Genomic DNA, 15597 nt, shown 5'->3' with positions numbered 1-15597 from the left:
GAGGGAACGGGGCCTCAACGGATCGTGATGAAACCGGAGCGTGTGTTCTCGGGCGGCGGAAGCAAAGAACACTCTTCTACTGGCGCTCTATTGATGTGCCGGCGTCCTGCGGTGGTGTCGAAAAGTCCTTGCGTTCCGCCGCGCGATCCGTCATTCCCCGCGGCGGGACACCTCCCCCCAACGGGAGGCGCTCATCTGGAAGGATGGTTGACATGACGGCTCAGAAGCCCACCGCGCGCCCGCGCGTGCCCAATTTCTCGTCCGGCCCCACGACCAAGCGTCCCGGCTGGACCCTCGACGCCCTGTCCGGCGCCGCCCTCGGCCGCTCGCACCGCTCCGCCGCCGGCAAGGCCAAGCTCGCCGAGGCCATCGAGCTGACCCGCAAGGTCCTGCGCATGCCCGCCGATTACCGCATCGGCATCGTTCCCGGCTCGGATACCGGCGCCGTCGAGATGGCGATGTGGTCGATGCTCGGCCCGAAGCCCGTCGAGGTCATGGCCTGGGATTCCTTCGGGGCCGAGTGGGTCACCGACGCCCTCACCGAGCTGAAGATCGAGCCGATCGTCCGCACCACCGAGCACGGCATCCTGCCGGCGCTGGACGCGATCGACACCAAGCACAACGACGTCGTCTTCACCTGGAACGGCACCACCGCCGGCGTGAAGATCCCGCACAGCGACTGGATCGCCGACGACCGCGAGGGCGTCACCATCTGCGACGCGACCTCGGCCGCCTTCGCGATGCCGCTGCCGTGGGACAAGCTCGATGTCGTCACCTATTCCTGGCAGAAGGTGATGGGCGGCGAGGCCGCGCACGGCATGCTGATCCTCTCGCCCCGCGCCGTGGCGCGCATCGAGAGCCATACGCCGGCCTGGCCGATCCCGAAGGTGTTCCGCCTCGCCAAGGACGGCAAGCTGATCGAGGGCATCTTCAAGGGCGACACCATCAACACGCCCTCGATGCTCGCGGTCGAGGACTATCTCGACACCCTCAAGTGGGGCCAGTCCATCGGCGGCCTCGACGCCCTGCACGCCCGTGCGGACGCCAATGCCAAGGTGATCCACGACTGGGTCGCCCGCACCTCCTGGATCGGGCATCTCGCCGTCGACCCGTCGACCTATTCGAACACGGGCGTCTGCCTCGTGCTCACGGATCCGGACGTCCTCGCCAAGGGCGACGCGGTGGTCAAGAAGGTCGCCGCGGGCATCGTCTCGCGCCTGGAGAACGAGGGCGTCGCCTTCGACTTCGGGGCCTATCGCGACGCCCCGGCCGGCCTGCGGATCTGGTGCGGCGCCACGGTGGAGGCCTCGGACCTCGCGGCGCTCACGCCCTGGCTCGACTGGGCCTTCGCCCAGGAAAAGGCGGCGCTCGCCGCCGCGGCGGCCTGATCGTCCCGTGATCTCGACGGCCGGTCCCGCGTGACCGGCCGTTTCCTTATCTGCCTGCGCGTTCAGCGATCCGCCGGTCCCTCCGTACCGTTGCGACCGGTCGCGCCCGTGAATGGCCGGAGATCCTGCGCGCCTGCCCGACAGGTGCCCCCATGGCTCAACCCAAAGTCCTCATCTCCGACGCCCTCTCCGACGCCGCCGTGCAGATCTTCCGGGATCGCGGCATCGACGTCGACTTCCAGCCGGACCTCGGCAAGGACAAAGAGGCGCTGGCCAAGGTCATCGGCCGGTACGATGGCCTCGCCATCCGCTCGGCCACCAAGGCGACCGCCAAGCTGCTGGCGGAGGCCGCCAACCTCAAGGTGATCGGCCGCGCCGGCATCGGCGTCGACAATGTCGACGTGCCGGCCGCGACGGCGCGCGGCGTGATCGTGATGAACACGCCCTTCGGCAATTCCATCACCACCGCCGAGCACGCCATCGCCATGATGTTCGCGCTCGCCCGCCAGATCCCGCAGGCCGACGCCTCCACCCAGGCCGGCAAGTGGGAGAAGAACCGGTTCATGGGCGTCGAGCTCACCGGCAAGACCCTCGGCGTGATCGGCTGCGGCAATATCGGCGCCATCGTCGCCGAGCGGGCGATCGGCCTGAAGCTGAAGGTGATCGCCTACGACCCCTACCTCACCCCGGAGCGGGCGCTGGAGATCGGCGTCGAGAAGGTGGAGCTCGACCCGCTGCTGGCCCGGGCCGACATCATCACCCTGCACGTGCCGATGACGGACAAGACCCGCAACATCCTCTCGGCCGAGAACCTCGCCAAGACGAAGCGCGGCGTGCGCATCGTCAATTGCGCCCGCGGCGGCCTCGTCGACGAGGTCGCCCTGCGCGCGGCGCTCGAATCCGGGCACGTGGCGGGGGCGGCCTTCGACGTGTTCGTGACCGAGCCGGCCACCGAGAACCCGCTCTTCGGCCACCCCAACGTGATCTGCACGCCCCATCTCGGCGCCTCGACCTCCGAAGCGCAGGAGAACGTGGCCCTGCAGGTCGCCGAGCAGATGGCCGATTACCTGCTCTCAGGCGCCATCACCAACGCGATCAACTTCCCCTCGATCTCGGCGGAGGAGGCGCCCCGGCTCAAGCCCTTCGTCGCGCTCTGCGAAAAGCTCGGCTCCTTCCTCGGCCAACTCACCGAGGCGCCGATCAAGGGCATCCGCATCACCTACGAGGGCACGGTCGCGGCCATGAACACCCGGGCGCTCACCTCCGCGGCGGTGACCGGCGTGCTGCGCCCGATCCTCCAGGACGTGAACATGGTCTCCGCGCCGGTGATCGCGAAGGAGCGGGGCATCGTCGTCGAGGAGGTCAAGCGCGAGGGCGGGGCGAGCGACTACGAATCGGTCGTGCGCATCATCGTCGATGCCGAGGACATGCCGCGGGACGCCGCCGGCACCGTCTTCCACGACGGCAAGCCCCGGGTCATCGAGGTCCGCGGCATCGACATCGACGCCGCCTTCGCGCCGCACATGCTCTACGTGCGCAACCACGACAAGCCGGGCTTCATCGGCCGCTTCGGCTCGGTGCTGGGCGAGGCCGGCGTCAACGTCGCGACCTTCGCCCTCGGCCGCGAGGCGGAGGGCGGCAACGCCATCGCCTTCGTGGCGGTGGACGGACCCGTCTCCGACGACGTGCTCAAGGCGATCGAGGCGATCCCGCAGGTGAAGCGTGTTCGACCCGTCCAGTTCTGAGCCGCGCACGGCACCCGCCGCTGGCCCCGACGGCCGGCCCGACCCCGACGGCGCGACCGAGGCCGCGCCGCCCGCCCCCACCCCCGAGCCCGAGGAGGCCATGATGGGATGCCGTGTCACCGTTCGCTGCGCCTGGGACGAGGCGGCGGGCCTCTACGTCGTGTCCGATTCGTCCCTGCCCGGGCTCGCCGCGCAGGGGCCGACGATGCAGGCGCTGATGTGCGACCTGCCGGGCAATGTCCGCGACCTGCTCGGCCTCGCGCCCGACGCCTATATCGACGTCTTCGTCGAGCGGGTCACCCGCTGAGCGCGCGGGGGCGGCGGGCACCGCCCCCGGGACGGCGCGTCAGGCGAGGGCGTCGAGCTTCCCGTGATGCTCGGCGAGCAGGTAGTAGAAGGTGAGCCGCGACTTGGCCCGGCTCGCCTTCATCGCCTCGCAGACGGACTTGATCGAGGCGTCGAGGCCGTCGCCGGACAGGCCGAGCTTCTTCTCCAGGAAGTTCTTGCGCACGGTCTCCAGCTCCGCCTTGTCGGAGCAGGCGACGTAGCGCGTGTCGGGCTTCGACAGGACGAGTCGGTACGTCTTCTCCAGGCCGGCCACGGCGGCCTCGTTGACCGGCTTCTTCGCGTATTTCTTGACATCCTCGAGATGGTCCGACATCGCGGCGTCCTCCTTCTCAGCCGTGGGGCGAGCCTGTCCTCGCGGGCGGCCGTTCCAGAATGATACAATTCTTGGCTGTATGGCAGAGGCCGGGCGGTTCTTCCACAATAGATCGGCCCGCCCTCGCCCAGGACTGACTTTCCGGCTCCCCGGCCGGGGAAGCACCAGCACAGCGTGCAGCCAGCATGGGAGGACGTGGCGACCGGGGCGGGCGGGGCGCGGCGGCGCGGGACTGGCCCGCCCGGACGCTTCGTGCGACACCCGCCCCATGAAGATCGACGGCACCCCCTACCGCACCATCTTTCCCGATGCCGACGGCGTCTCGGTCCAGGTGATCGACCAGACCCGCCTGCCCTTCGCCTTCGAACTGAAGCGCCTCGCCACCCTGGACGAGGCGGCGGATGCGATCCGCACCATGGTGGTGCGCGGCGCCCCGCTGATCGGCGTCACCGCCGCCTACGGGCTGGCCCTGGCCCTGCGCGCCGACGCCTCCGATGCCGGGCTCGACCAGGCGGTGGCGACGCTGACGGCCACCCGCCCGACCGCGATCAACCTGCGCTGGGCCCTCGACCGGGTCGCGGCCCATCTCCGCCCCCTCCCCCCGGGCCAGCGCGCCGCCCATGCCTATGCCGAGGCCGGCCGCATCGCCGAGGAGGACGTGGCGAGCTGCCGCGCCATCGGCGAGCACGGCGCCCGGCTCCTCGCCGAACTCGCGCAGGCGAAGGGCGGGCGGATCAACGTGCTGACCCATTGCAATGCCGGCTGGCTCGCCACCGTCGACTGGGGCACCGCCCTGGCGCCGATCTACGTGGCCCACGATGCCGGCGTGCCGGTCCATGTCTTCGTGGACGAGACCCGGCCCCGCAACCAGGGCGCGGCGCTCACCGCCTTCGAGCTCAACGCCCACGGGGTGCCCCACACCGTGATCGCCGACAATGCCGGCGGCCACCTGATGCAGCACGGCGAGATCGATGCCTGCATCGTCGGCTCGGACCGGACCACGGCCTCGGGCGACGTCTGCAACAAGATCGGCACCTATCTGAAGGCCCTCGCCGCCCGCGACAACGCCGTGCCCTTCTACGCCGCCCTGCCCTTCTCGACGATCGACTGGACGCTCGACGATGGCGTCGCCGGGATCCCGATCGAGGAGCGCGCGGCCCGGGAGGTCACCCATCTCACCGGCCGGCTCGACGGAGGCGGCTTCGCCACGATCCAGGTGGTCTCCCCCGGCAGCCCCGTGGCGAACCCCGCCTTCGACGTGACGCCGGCCCGCCTCGTCACCGGCCTCATCACCGAGCGCGGCGTCTGCCCGGCCAGCGCAGAAGGCTTGCTCGCCCTCTATCCGGAGCGGCGCAGGGCGGCCTGACGCGACGACCGGGATGACAACTGGAGATCGTATCTATTGGCGCGTCGACCCGAGATTCTTTGCGAGTGAAAATACCTGAGATTGCGATCTGGGGCCCCGCGCCTCCGGCCTCGCCGGATCTGGTTGGCGCGTGTCGGCCGCTTCACGCGACGGTAAGTTGTCCTCGTTAAGAACCGAATCGCCGCCGCCGCGATCGCCGCCGATTGTTCCGGGACATTTCCTGCATGGCCCCCCTCCCGCCCAACGAGGCTGAACGGCTCGCGGTGCTGCGCAGCCTGTGCATCCTCGGCACGCCGCCGGAACCGCATTTCGACGCGGTCTGCCGGACGGTGGCGGCCCTGTTCTCGGTTCCGATCGCCACGGTGACGCTGGTCGACGCGGACCGGCAATGGTTCAAGGCGAAATGCGGCGTGAGCGGCGACGGCGATCCCCGGGAGGTCGCCCTCTGCGCCCACACGATCCTCGCGGACGAGGTCCTGGTGATCGAGGATGCGCAGGCGGATCCGCGCTTCGCCGACAACCCGCTGGTGACGGGGGCGCCCCATCTCCGCTTCTACGCGGGCGCGCCCCTCAGCCTCGCGCCCGGCCTGCGCCTGGGCACGCTCTGCGTCATCGACACCCGGCCCCGCCGCTTCTCCGAGGCCGAGCGCCGGCAATTGCAGGACATGGCGAGCGTCGTCGTCGCCCATCTGAAGCTCTACGAGGCCAATGCCGCCGGGGCGCAGGAGGCCGCCGCGCGGCACGCCGCCATCCTCGGGCAGCTCGCCGAGGGCGTGATCGTCACCGACGCGGCCGGCAGCATCTCCTTCGTCAACGAGGCCGCCGCGGCCATCCACGGCGTCCTGCGCCTCGACATCGAGCCCGACGCCTATAGCGACACCTACCACCTCTACACCGAGGACGGCCGGCCCTACCCGGCCCTCGACCTGCCCCTCGCCCGCGCGGTGCGGGGCGAGACCGTGCGGGATGCCCGCTGGCGCATCCTGCGCCCGGACGGCACCGAGGTGCTGGCCATCGGCTCGGCGCAGCCCTTGCGGGACGGGGCCGGCGCCCAGGTCGGCGCCGTGCTGACCCTGCGCGACGACACCCGGCGGGAGGCGGCGGAGCGCGACCTGCGCGACCTGAACGCGACGCTGGCCGAGCGGGTCGCCGCGCGCACCCGCGAGGCGCAGGCGGCCCAGGCCGTCGCCGAGGCGGCGAGCCGCGCCAAATCCGACTTCCTGGCCACGATGAGCCACGAGATCCGCACGCCCCTGAACGGCATCCTCGGCTATACCGACCTCCTGCTGGAGGAGCCCGGCCTCTCGGAGGCGGTGCGCCGCCACGGCGAGCGCATCCAGGCGGCGGGCTCCGCCCTGCTCACCATCGTCAACGACATCCTCGACTTCTCGCGGGTCGAGGCCGGCCGGATCGACCTCGTCTGCGAGCCCTTCGCCCTCGGCAAGCTCGTCGACGAGGCGGCGGCGATCGTGCGCACCGGGGCCGAGCGCAAGGGGCTCGGCCTGACCGCCCGGGTCGAGATCGACCCCGCCCTCCGCACCGCCGGCTTCCTCGGCGACCGGGACCGGCTGCGCCAGGTGCTGCTGAACCTGCTCAACAACGCCATCAAGTTCACGCCCGCGGGCGGCGTCCTGCTCTCCGCGACGGCCACCGCCGCGGGCGACGGGGACGGCCGGGCGTGGCTGCGCTTCTGCGTGCAGGATACCGGCATCGGCGTGCCCGCGGCCAAGCAGCACCTGCTCTTCGAGCGCTTCAGCCAGGTCGACGGCACCATCCAGCGGGAATATGGCGGCACCGGCCTCGGCCTCGCCATCTCCAAGCGGCTGATCGAGCGGATGGGCGGCCGGATCGGCGTCGACAGCCGCGAGGGCCGGGGCTCGACCTTCTGGTTCGAGCTCGCCCTGCCGCTCGCGGCGCGCGCGCTGGCCGCGCCCGCCGCCTCGGGGCGGGCCACGGCGCCGGCATGCCGCCGCCTGCTCCTCGTCGAGGACAATCCCCTGAACCAGGAACTGGCGCTGGCGGTCCTCGAACTCGCCGGACACACGGTCGACGTCGCCGCGAGCGGCGCCGCGGCGATCGCCGCGGTGCAGGCGCGCGCCTACGACCTCGTCCTGATGGACGTGCAGATGCCCGGCATGAACGGCATGGCGGCGACCCGCGCCATCCGCGCCCTGGCCCATCCGAGCGCCGGCCTCCCCATCGTCGCGATGACGGCGAACGTGCTGCCGGAGGAGATCGCGGCGATCCGCGAGGCCGGCATGCAGGACCATATCGGCAAGCCGTTCAAGCGCGACGCCCTCCACGCCATCGTCGCGCGCTGGGCGCTGAAGCGGCCCGAAGCGGCCGCCGCGCCGCGCAGCCAGCTCGATCGCGGCGTCTTCGACGAGGTGGCCGAGATGATGGGGCGGGAGCAGGTCAACCGCCTGCTCGGCACCCTCGCGGAGGAATTGCAGAAGCGCCTCGGCGAGGAGGGTGCCCTGCCCGATCGCGCGCTCCTCGCCTACGGCGCCCATGCCATGGTCTCGGCGACCGGCCTGCTCGGCTTCCGGGAACTGGCGCAGCTCTGCCGCGAGGTCGAGACCGCCTGCGTCTCGGGGGCCGATTACGGCGCGCTGGTCGAGCGCCTGCACGCGACCCGGCGCGCGGCGATCCACGAGATCCGGCGGCTGCAGGCGGCCTGACCGCGGGCGCGGCCCGCTTCGTCCCGCGCCTTAACCGTCTTTCGACGTCTCGCCTCATGCCGCGGAATGCGTCCCTGTCCGGGATCGTCCTTGTTCTGTCGGGCGGCCTCGGGACCGCGCCGGTTTCGGACGGTTCGCGAGGGAGGGATGCGATGGAGATCGCCCGGTTGCTGCACATGTTCGGCGCGCCGGTGCTGGCCCTGTTCGGCGGGGTGGGCCTGCGCGCGGCGGGGCGCCTGATGCCGGGGCTCGGCCGGGACAGGTGCACCGTCGATTTCGCCGACGCCCCGCCCCCGTGCCGGCCCTACCGGCCCGAGCCGGCGCGCATCCTCTCCGGCGATCCGGCCCAGACGGTCAGCTTCGTCTACCGGAACGCGGATGGCAGCGTCTCGGCGGGCATCTGGACCTGCCAGCCGGGCAAGTGGCGCATCGATTTCAAGCAGGACGAGTTCGTGCACATCCTGGAGGGCGAGGTGGTGGTCACCGACGGGGACGGCCGGGCCAAGACCTACCGGGCCGGCGACGCCTTCGTGACGCCCGCGGGTTTTTCCGGCACCTGGGACGTGCGGAGGCCGGTGAAGAAGTACTTCAGCCTCGGCGGGCCGCCGGCCGCGGCCGCCTGAGGCGGCCCCGGATCAGGCCAGCTCCCGCACCACCACCTTGCCGCGCTCGGTCGAGAGCGCGAGCCGCCCCGCCTTGAGGGCGAGGGCCTTCTCGCCGAACAGGGTGCGGCGCCAGCCGTGCAGCAGCGGCACGTCGGCCGCGTCGTCGTCGGCCACCGCCTCGAGGTCGTCCACCGTGGCGATGATCTTGGGCGCGACGCCCTCGGCCTCGGCCACCGCCTTGAGCAGCACCTTCAGGAGCTCGGTCACGGCGCCGTTGTTGCCCCGGGCCCGGCCGCGCTCCGGCAGGCGGATGCCGGCGAGGTCCCGCGCCATGCCGCGCTCCACCGCGGCGAGGATCTCGCTGCCCGTGCGCGAGCGCTCGAAGCCCGCCGGGATGCTGCGCAGGCGTCCCAGCGCCTCGACGCTGCGGGGCAGGCTGGAGGCGATGTCGATCACCGCCTCGTCCTTGAGGATGCGCCCGCGGGGCACGTTGCGGCCCTGGGCCTCCGCCTCGCGCCAGCCGGCGACCTCCATCAGCACCGCGATCTCCCGCGGCTTGCGCAGGCGGCCGGAGAGGCGCTTCCAGGCATCGGCGGGATCGGCCCGGTAGGTGTCGGGCGAGGTCAGTACCGCCATCTCCTCGTCGAGCCAGAGGCCGCGGTCGGTCCGCAGCAGCTCGCCGGCGAGCACCTCGTAGATCTTCACGAGATGGGTGACGTCGGAGAGGGCGTATTCCAGCTGCGCGTCGGTGAGGGGGCGGCGCGACCAGTCGGTGAAGCGGGAGGACTTGTCGATCTTGGCCTTGGCCAGGTCGTTGACGAGCTGCTCGTAGGAGACCGAATCCCCGTAGCCGCAGACCATGGCCGCGACCTGCGTGTCGAAGAACGGGTGCGGCAGCAGCCCGCCCAGCATCCAGACGATCTCGAGATCCTGCCGGGCCGAGTGGAACACCTTCACGGTGCCCTCATGCGCCATCAGGTCCACGAAGGGCTTGAGGTCGATGCCCGGCGCCAGCGGATCCACCAGGGCGGCCGACCCGTCCGGCCCCGCCATCTGGATCAGGCAGAGCTTGGGATAATAGGTCGTCTCGCGCATGAACTCCGTGTCGACGGTCACGAAGGGCTGGGCGGCGAAACCTGCACAGGCTTCCGCCAGGGCCTGCGTGGTCGAGATCAGATTCATGCCCCGGCTATACCGAAGGTTTCGCGCCGTCGCGAGGTTTGCGCGCAGCGATCACCGGAATTCGTCATGTCTCTCACGCAGCCTGCCGCGCCGGCGCCTGCGGGGGCGCGGCAGGCTTCCGGCGGCGGCGCTGGGCCCGGGCCCGGGCGAGCAGCCAGTCGAGGATGCCCGTCTCCAGCCGCGTCCCGGTCTCCGGCTCGACGAGGCGGCGGATCCGGTCGGCCCGCAGGCCCCGGTAGAGCCCGTGGCGCCGGTCGATGCCGCCGAGCAGGGTGCGCCCCGGCCCGAGCTTGAGCTCGCGCGCGTCGAGGAGACGCGTGCTCCAGGCGCCGCGGGAATCCTCGTAGACGATCTCGAAGAGGCCTTCGAGGGGGAGAGCCTGCCAGCCCGCCGGGGCGGCGCGGGCACCGGGGGACGGCAGCCCGGAGACGTTGAGAAAATCGTGGAATTTCATGCGTTTGATATGGGGATTCTCACCCTCCGTCACAAGCGCGGCCGTCGTCTTCCGACACCCTCCTCCGCCGGCCCGGGCGCCGCCTCGGCCACCCGGCGGGAGGCCCTCCGCAAGCCTGCCCTGAAGCTCTGGGTTGACTTGCCGGTTGACTTGCCCGCCCTCCCGTGAATGGTGCCGGCCTCGTTTCCGAGAGCCCGTCATGCACCGTTACCGTTCCCACACCTGCGGGGCGCTCCGCCCGTCCGATGTCGGGCAGACCGTCCGCCTCTCCGGCTGGTGCCACCGCATCCGCGATCATGGCGGCGTGCTGTTCATCGACCTGCGCGACCATTACGGTCTGACGCAGTGCGTGGTGGATTCCGATTCCAAGGCCTTCCCGCTGGCCGAGACCGTGCGCTCGGAATGGGTGATCCGCCTCGACGGCCGCGTGCGCCAGCGCCCCGCCGGCACCGAGAACCCGGAACTGCCGACCGGCCAGATCGAGGTCTATCTCGACGAGATCGAGGTGCTCGGCCCCGCGGGCGAACTGCCCCTGCCGGTCTTCGGCGATCAGGAATATCCGGAGGAGACGCGGCTCAAGTACCGCTTCCTGGACCTGCGCCGGGAGAAGCTGCACGCCAACATCATGAAGCGCGGCGCGATCATCGACTCGCTCCGCCGCCGCATGCGCGAGGGCGGCTTCTTCGAGTTCCAGACGCCGATCCTGACCGCGTCGAGCCCCGAGGGCGCGCGCGACTATCTGGTCCCCTCCCGCGTCCACCCCGGAAAATTCTACGCGCTGCCGCAGGCCCCGCAGCAGTTCAAGCAGCTGACGATGATCGCGGGCTTCGACCGCTATTTCCAGATCGCGCCCTGCTTCCGCGACGAGGATGCCCGCGCCGACCGCTCCCCGGGCGAGTTCTACCAGCTCGACATCGAGATGAGCTTCGTCACGCAGGAGGACGTGTTCCAGGCGGTGGAGCCGGTTTTGCGCGGCGTGTTCGAGGAATTCGCCGACGGCTGGCGGGTGACCAAGGCATTCCCGCGCATCCCCTATGCCGAGGCCATGCTGAAATACGGCGTCGACAAGCCGGACCTGCGCAACCCCCTCATCATCGCCGACGTGACGGACGAGTTCGGCGAGGACGCGGTCGAGTTCAAGGCGTTCAAGGGCGTGATCAAGTCGGGCGGCGTGGTCCGCGCGATCCCCGCCACCGGCGCGGCCAGCCAGCCCCGCTCCTTCTTCGACAAGCTCAACGACTGGGCGCGCTCCGAGGGCGCCCCGGGGCTCGGCTACGTCGTCTTCGAGGAGGAGGGCGGCCAGCTCACCGGCAAGGGCCCGATCGCCAAGTTCATCCCCGCGGAGATCCAGGCCCGGATCGCGGCCAAGGCCGGCGCCAAGGCGGGCGACGCGGTGTTCTTCGCCGCCGGCCCCGAGGCCAAGGCGGCGGCGCTGGCCGGCAAGGCCCGCATCCGCATCGGCGACGATCTAGGCCTGTGCGACAAGGACCAGTTCGCCTTCTGCTGGATCACCGACTTCCCGATGTACGAGTGGAACGAGGACGAGAAGCGGATCGACTTCTCCCACAACCCGTTCTCGATGCCGAATTTCGACCGGGACGCCTTCCTGGCCCTCGGCGAGGAGGATGCGGAAAAGATCCTCGGCATCAAGGCGTTCCAGTACGACATCGTCTGCAACGGCATCGAGCTCTCCTCGGGCGCGATCCGGAACCATCGCCCCGACGTGATGGAGAAGGCCTTCGCCATCGCCGGCTACGGACGTGACGTGCTCGAGGCGAAGTTCGGCGGCATGCTGAACGCCCTGCGCATGGGCGCCCCGCCCCACGGCGGCATCGCGCCCGGCGTCGACCGCATCGTGATGCTGCTTTGCCACGAGCCCAACATCCGCGAGGTCGTGCTCTACCCGATGAACCAGCGCGCCGAGGACCTGATGATGGGCGCGCCCTCCGAGGCGACCCCGAAGCAGCTGCGCGAGCTGCATATCCGCCTGAACCTGCCCGAGAAGAAGGGGTAGTCCCGGAAGCCCTCCCCCGCGGTTCCGGTCGACCGGTTCGATCCCGGCGGGCCTTTCCTCCCCCTCGCCCGGGGGGCGAGGAGAGGCGCTCCATCCAGCACGGCGCAGAGCCTGACCCCGAGAGCCCCGGAAGGGGGAGGGATCGACCGGTGCGGCCAGGAGACCCCGGCATGTCCCTCACCGCCATCGTCGTCGCCCATGACAGCGCCGAGGTCCTGCCGGACTGCCTCGGCGCCCTCGCCCGCGAAGAGATCCCGGCCATCGTCGTCGACAATGCGAGCCGCGACGGCTCGGTGGCGGTGGCGCGGGCGCACGGCGCGCGGGTGATCCGCAACGACCGCAACGAGGGCTATGGCCGGGCCAACAATCGCGGCGTGCGCGCCGCCGAGGGGGCGAGCCACGTCCTCATCCTGAACCCGGATCTCGTGCTGCAGCCGGGCGCCGCCGCCGCCCTCCGCGCCGCCGCGGCCGCCTGGCCCGATGCCGGGCTGCTGGCCCCGCGCATCCACGAGCCGGACGGGCGTTTCTTCTACCAGCCGCGCTCCCTGCTCGCCCCCTACCTCACCAACCCGAAGGGGGTTCGGGCCTATCCCGAGGGCGATGCCTGCGCGCCCTTCCTGTCCGGTGCCTGCCTGATGGCGGAGCGCGCCTTCTTCCTCGATCTCGGCGGCTTCGACGAGGCGATCTTCCTGTTCTACGAGGATGACGACCTCTGCCGGCGGGTGGCGGAGGCGGGGCGCGCTTTGGTCCATGTCCACGGGGCGGTGGCCCTGCACGGGCGCGGGCGCTCCTCGGCGCCGGAGCCCGGCCGGGTCTTCCGCAGCCGCTGGCATCAGGCCTGGTCGCGGGCCTACGTGTCGCGCAAATACGGGCTGCCGGACCCGAGCCTCGGCATGCTCGCGGTCAACGCGCCCAAGGCCGCGCTCTCGGCGCTGGTGCTGCGGCGGGCCGGCATGGAACGCTACGGCGGCTCGGCGGCCGGGGCGCTGGCGGCCCTGCGCGGCCGGGGGGCGCTGGCCCGGGAGGGGCTTGACCATGCGCGCTGAGACCGTCGCGGAGGCGCTCGCCCGGCCGCATAACGGCTTCTCCGCCCTGCGCCTCGCCCTGGCGCTCGCCGTCGTCGTCTCCCACGCCTTCAGCGTGACCACGGGGATCGGCCTCGACGAGCCCCTGGCGCGCTCCACCGGCTTCACCCTCGGCGAGCATGCGGTGAACGGCTTCTTCGCCGTCTCGGGCTTCCTCGTCACCATGAGCTTCGACCGGCGGGGCTGGCGCGACTACGTCTTCGCCCGGGCCTTGCGCATCCTGCCGGGCCTGGTGGCGGCGACGCTCGTCGCCGGCCTCGTCCTCGGCCCCGCCATGACGCGGCTGCCGGTGGGCGAGTACCTCGCCGCGCCGGACCTGCGCCGCTTCCTCACAGGCACCCTCCTCAGCCTCAAGAGCAACACCGCCCTGCCGGGGGTGTTCGAGGGCAATCCCTATCGCAGCCCCCTCGGCACGGTCTGGACCCTGAAATACGAGGTGATCTGCTATTGCGGCGTGCTCGCCGCGGGGCTCCTCGGCGCGTTCAGGGCCCGCTGGCCCGTGGCCCTGCTGGCGGCTGGCCTCGCCCTGGGGCTCGTCGGGGCCGAGATCGCTTATCCGGACCTTCCCAAGCACATCGAGACGAGCCTGCGCCTGCCCTTGATCTTCGCCGCGGGCGCCGCCCTCTATCTCTGGCGCGCCAGAGTCCGGCTCGTCGCCTGGCCCCTGCTCCTGCTCGCCCTCGCCCCGCTGCTCCAGGGAACGCCGTTCTACCGGGCGACCCTGTTCCTGGCGGAGAGCTACGCGGCGATCTGGCTCGGCCTCGCGCCCTTCCTCGGCCGCGCCCTCCTCGACCCGCCGGCCGACCTCTCCTACGGGGTCTATCTCTACGGCTGGCCGATCCAGCAGACGCTGCACGCCCTGGTCCCGGCCCTGTCCGCCTCCGTCCTGCTCGGGCCCTCGCTGGTCCTCGCCCTGCTCGTCGCGGCCCTGTCCTGGTATGCGGTCGAGAAGCCGGCCCTGCGGATCAAGGCCCGCGCCATGGGCCGGCGCACCCTCGGCACGATCGAGCCGGCCGGGCCGTGAGGCGAGGCCCGTGAGCGCCCTGTCCCCGGAGGCCGCGCGGGCGCTGGCCCTGCGCCTCCTCGAAGCCGAGGGCTTCGCCCTCGCCGCCCGCAACGAGCGCGGCGACAGCCTTTACCTGACCCGCCCCGGCGAGGACTGGTCCCTGCGCGTCTCGAACCATGCGCGCCGGCCGAAGCAGCGGCGCGGCCATCCCGAGGTGCTGGCGAGCCTGATCCTGCGCACGCCCAAGACCGCGCCGCAGGTCGCAGCGATGGTCGCCGCCGCGATCCGCGATTTTTCCGCGATGCGGCTCCGAAGGAGCGCGCCGGCCGATCAGGCCTCCGCGGAATCGTCCCGGAAATAGGGCTCGACGCTGCCCTTCAGCTTCACCGTCATCGGGTTGCCGGCCCGGTCGAGGGCCTTGCCGGCGGAGAGGCGCACCCAGCCCTCGCTGACGCAATATTCCTCGACATTGGTCTTCTCGACGCCCTTGAAGCGGATGCCGACCCCGCGGGCCAGCGCGGCCTCGTCGTAGAAGGGGCTGTTCGGGTTCACCGAGAGGCGGTCGGGGGGCGTGTCGGACATGGCGGCGTGACTTCCTGGCGGACGAGCCGGCCGGTTACGGCAATCGAGCCGGACGGGCAATGCCGCTCGGGGGCAGGCGTCGCGATCTTGATATCGATCGGCTGCTATGATGGCATGGCTGTCCTCGCGCCGGGATGCCATCGATGCGCTCCGTCACCATTCGCAATATTCCCGAGGACGTCCACCGTGCGCTGCGGGTCCGGGCCGCGCGGCACGGGCGCAGCACCGAGGCCGAGATCCGGGACATCCTCGAGCAGGCGGCCAAGCCCGAAGGCCGCCTGAAACTCGGTTCGCTGCTGACCTCCATCGCCCGCGAGGCCGGACCCTTGTCGGAGGAAGAGGCGGAGAATTTCGATCAGCTTCGCGACAGGAAGCCGGTCGAGCCGCTCCGCTTCGAATGATCGTCCTCGACACCAACGTCATTTCCGAATTGTGGAGGGTGGTGCCCGATCCCGCCGTGCGGGCTTGGATCGATGCCCAGGTCGTCGAGACCCTCTACCTCTCGGCCGTCACCGTTGCCGAACTCCGTCTCGGCATCGCGGTGATGTCGGCCGGCAAGCGGCAGAGGACCTATCGGGATCGGCTGGAGCGGGAGGTGCTGCCTGCCTTTGCCGGTCGCGTGCTTCCCTTCGACCTCGATGCCGCGCGGCATTACGCGGACTTCATGGCGCAGGCGCAGACGGCGGGACGGGCAATTGTCCAGGCAGACGGCCACATCGCGGCCATCGCCGCGGCACGGGGCTTCATCGTCGCCAGCCGCGACACGAGCCCATTCGAGGCCGCCGGGGTGAGAGTCGTCGATCCCTGGAAAGCCGAGGCATGAGATGA

Annotated in this window: 16 protein-coding genes; 12 read left to right on the top strand and 4 right to left on the bottom strand. The window is 71.1% G+C overall.

Annotated features, from left to right (window positions below):
* Positions 1–212: 212 nt before the first annotated feature.
* The 3 genes from MFF21_RS08835 to MFF21_RS08825 all read left to right on the top strand — a co-directional run bounded on the left by MFF21_RS08835 (position 213) and on the right by MFF21_RS08825 (position 3440).
* Positions 213–1388, top strand: coding sequence for a phosphoserine transaminase (locus tag MFF21_RS08835; RefSeq protein ID WP_238310774.1), 1176 nt, complete (start codon positions 213–215; stop codon positions 1386–1388).
* A gap of 152 nt (positions 1389–1540) precedes the next feature.
* A complete protein-coding gene (gene serA, locus MFF21_RS08830; protein WP_238310773.1) occupies positions 1541–3133 on the top strand; it encodes a phosphoglycerate dehydrogenase in 1593 nt (530 codons plus the stop codon).
* Positions 3134–3233: 100 nt separating this feature from the next.
* Positions 3234–3440: a DUF1902 domain-containing protein gene (locus tag MFF21_RS08825; protein ID WP_238310772.1), complete on the top strand. Its 207-nt coding sequence runs from the start codon at positions 3234–3236 to the stop codon at positions 3438–3440.
* 39 nt (positions 3441–3479) lie between these two features.
* Here the strand turns inward: MFF21_RS08825 and MFF21_RS08820 are convergent, their stop codons facing one another.
* The gene (locus MFF21_RS08820; protein WP_238310771.1) at positions 3480–3794 is read right to left on the bottom strand and encodes a DUF2853 family protein; all 315 of its coding nucleotides are present in this window, start codon (positions 3792–3794) and stop codon (positions 3480–3482) included.
* Positions 3795–4062: 268 nt separating this feature from the next.
* Here MFF21_RS08820 and mtnA point away from each other — a divergent pair, with 268 nt between their 5' ends.
* The 3 genes from mtnA (at position 4063) to MFF21_RS08805 (ending at position 8464) form a co-directional block, all read left to right on the top strand.
* Positions 4063–5160, top strand: coding sequence for an S-methyl-5-thioribose-1-phosphate isomerase (gene mtnA, locus MFF21_RS08815; protein ID WP_238310770.1), 1098 nt, complete (start codon positions 4063–4065; stop codon positions 5158–5160).
* Positions 5161–5384: 224 nt separating this feature from the next.
* Positions 5385–7841 carry a hybrid sensor histidine kinase/response regulator gene (locus MFF21_RS08810; protein ID WP_238310769.1) on the top strand — a complete coding sequence of 819 codons (2457 nt, stop codon included), beginning with the start codon at positions 5385–5387 and terminating at the stop codon, positions 7839–7841.
* Between the two features lie 152 nt (positions 7842–7993).
* Positions 7994–8464, top strand: a complete 471-nt coding sequence (locus tag MFF21_RS08805; protein ID WP_238310768.1) for a cupin domain-containing protein — start codon at positions 7994–7996, stop codon at positions 8462–8464.
* Positions 8465–8476: 12 nt separating this feature from the next.
* Here the strand turns inward: MFF21_RS08805 and rnd are convergent, their stop codons facing one another.
* Together rnd and MFF21_RS08795 are read right to left on the bottom strand one after the other, a co-directional pair.
* Positions 8477–9628 (bottom strand): ribonuclease D, encoded by a 1152-nt coding sequence (gene rnd, locus MFF21_RS08800; protein ID WP_238310767.1) that lies wholly within the window; start codon positions 9626–9628, stop codon positions 8477–8479.
* A 73-nt stretch (positions 9629–9701) separates the two neighbouring features.
* Positions 9702–10082: a hypothetical protein gene (locus MFF21_RS08795; protein ID WP_238310766.1), complete on the bottom strand. Its 381-nt coding sequence runs from the start codon at positions 10080–10082 to the stop codon at positions 9702–9704.
* A 199-nt stretch (positions 10083–10281) separates the two neighbouring features.
* On the opposite strand from MFF21_RS08795, the gene aspS reads away from it, so the two are divergent.
* From aspS to MFF21_RS08775, 4 genes are all read left to right on the top strand, one after another.
* Positions 10282–12096: an aspartate--tRNA ligase gene (gene aspS / locus MFF21_RS08790; protein WP_238310765.1), complete on the top strand. Its 1815-nt coding sequence runs from the start codon at positions 10282–10284 to the stop codon at positions 12094–12096.
* 170 nt (positions 12097–12266) lie between these two features.
* Complete coding sequence (locus tag MFF21_RS08785; protein ID WP_238310764.1) at positions 12267–13142, top strand: glycosyltransferase family 2 protein; 876 nt, start codon at positions 12267–12269, stop codon at positions 13140–13142.
* Complete coding sequence (locus MFF21_RS08780; RefSeq protein ID WP_238310763.1) at positions 13132–14205, top strand: acyltransferase family protein; 1074 nt, start codon at positions 13132–13134, stop codon at positions 14203–14205. The genes MFF21_RS08785 and MFF21_RS08780 overlap by 11 nt, the downstream gene beginning before the upstream one ends.
* Before the next feature lie 10 nt (positions 14206–14215).
* Complete coding sequence (locus tag MFF21_RS08775) at positions 14216–14548, top strand: hypothetical protein (protein ID WP_238310762.1); 333 nt, start codon at positions 14216–14218, stop codon at positions 14546–14548.
* Here MFF21_RS08775 and MFF21_RS08770 read toward each other — a convergent pair.
* Positions 14518–14769 carry a DUF3297 family protein gene (locus tag MFF21_RS08770; RefSeq protein ID WP_238310761.1) on the bottom strand — a complete coding sequence of 84 codons (252 nt, stop codon included), beginning with the start codon at positions 14767–14769 and terminating at the stop codon, positions 14518–14520. The genes MFF21_RS08775 and MFF21_RS08770 overlap by 31 nt on opposite strands.
* Before the next feature lie 143 nt (positions 14770–14912).
* Between MFF21_RS08770 and MFF21_RS08765 the strand changes: the two genes are divergently transcribed.
* Positions 14913–15170 (top strand): FitA-like ribbon-helix-helix domain-containing protein, encoded by a 258-nt coding sequence (locus MFF21_RS08765; protein ID WP_238310760.1) that lies wholly within the window; start codon positions 14913–14915, stop codon positions 15168–15170.
* Complete coding sequence (locus MFF21_RS08760; protein ID WP_238310759.1) at positions 15167–15592, top strand: type II toxin-antitoxin system VapC family toxin; 426 nt, start codon at positions 15167–15169, stop codon at positions 15590–15592. Before MFF21_RS08765 ends, MFF21_RS08760 begins: the two co-directional genes overlap by 4 nt.
* Positions 15593–15597 lie beyond the last annotated feature (5 nt).

The sequence above is a fragment of the Methylobacterium organophilum genome (assembly GCF_022179465.1).
GTDB lineage: Bacteria > Pseudomonadota > Alphaproteobacteria > Rhizobiales > Beijerinckiaceae > Methylobacterium > Methylobacterium organophilum.
Note: the sequence above shows the minus strand (reverse complement) of the source record. Positions and strands in the feature narration are given on the sequence as shown.

Bases quoted from the DNA above. Each gene is read 5' to 3' on its own strand.
- MFF21_RS08835 (WP_238310774.1), top strand. From the start codon at position 213: ATGACGGCTCAGAAGCCCACCGCGCGCCCGCGCGTGCCCAATTTCTCG.
- serA (WP_238310773.1), top strand. From the start codon at position 1,541: ATGGCTCAACCCAAAGTCCTCATCTCCGACGCCCTCTCCGACGCCGCC.
- MFF21_RS08825 (WP_238310772.1), top strand. From the start codon at position 3,234: ATGATGGGATGCCGTGTCACCGTTCGCTGCGCCTGGGACGAGGCGGCG.
- MFF21_RS08820 (WP_238310771.1), bottom strand. From the start codon at position 3,794: ATGTCGGACCATCTCGAGGATGTCAAGAAATACGCGAAGAAGCCGGTC.
- mtnA (WP_238310770.1), top strand. From the start codon at position 4,063: ATGAAGATCGACGGCACCCCCTACCGCACCATCTTTCCCGATGCCGAC.
- MFF21_RS08810 (WP_238310769.1), top strand. From the start codon at position 5,385: ATGGCCCCCCTCCCGCCCAACGAGGCTGAACGGCTCGCGGTGCTGCGC.
- MFF21_RS08805 (WP_238310768.1), top strand. From the start codon at position 7,994: ATGGAGATCGCCCGGTTGCTGCACATGTTCGGCGCGCCGGTGCTGGCC.
- rnd (WP_238310767.1), bottom strand. From the start codon at position 9,628: ATGAATCTGATCTCGACCACGCAGGCCCTGGCGGAAGCCTGTGCAGGT.
- MFF21_RS08795 (WP_238310766.1), bottom strand. From the start codon at position 10,082: ATGAAATTCCACGATTTTCTCAACGTCTCCGGGCTGCCGTCCCCCGGT.
- aspS (WP_238310765.1), top strand. From the start codon at position 10,282: ATGCACCGTTACCGTTCCCACACCTGCGGGGCGCTCCGCCCGTCCGAT.
- MFF21_RS08785 (WP_238310764.1), top strand. From the start codon at position 12,267: ATGTCCCTCACCGCCATCGTCGTCGCCCATGACAGCGCCGAGGTCCTG.
- MFF21_RS08780 (WP_238310763.1), top strand. From the start codon at position 13,132: ATGCGCGCTGAGACCGTCGCGGAGGCGCTCGCCCGGCCGCATAACGGC.
- MFF21_RS08770 (WP_238310761.1), bottom strand. From the start codon at position 14,769: ATGTCCGACACGCCCCCCGACCGCCTCTCGGTGAACCCGAACAGCCCC.
- MFF21_RS08765 (WP_238310760.1), top strand. From the start codon at position 14,913: ATGCGCTCCGTCACCATTCGCAATATTCCCGAGGACGTCCACCGTGCG.
- MFF21_RS08760 (WP_238310759.1), top strand. From the start codon at position 15,167: ATGATCGTCCTCGACACCAACGTCATTTCCGAATTGTGGAGGGTGGTG.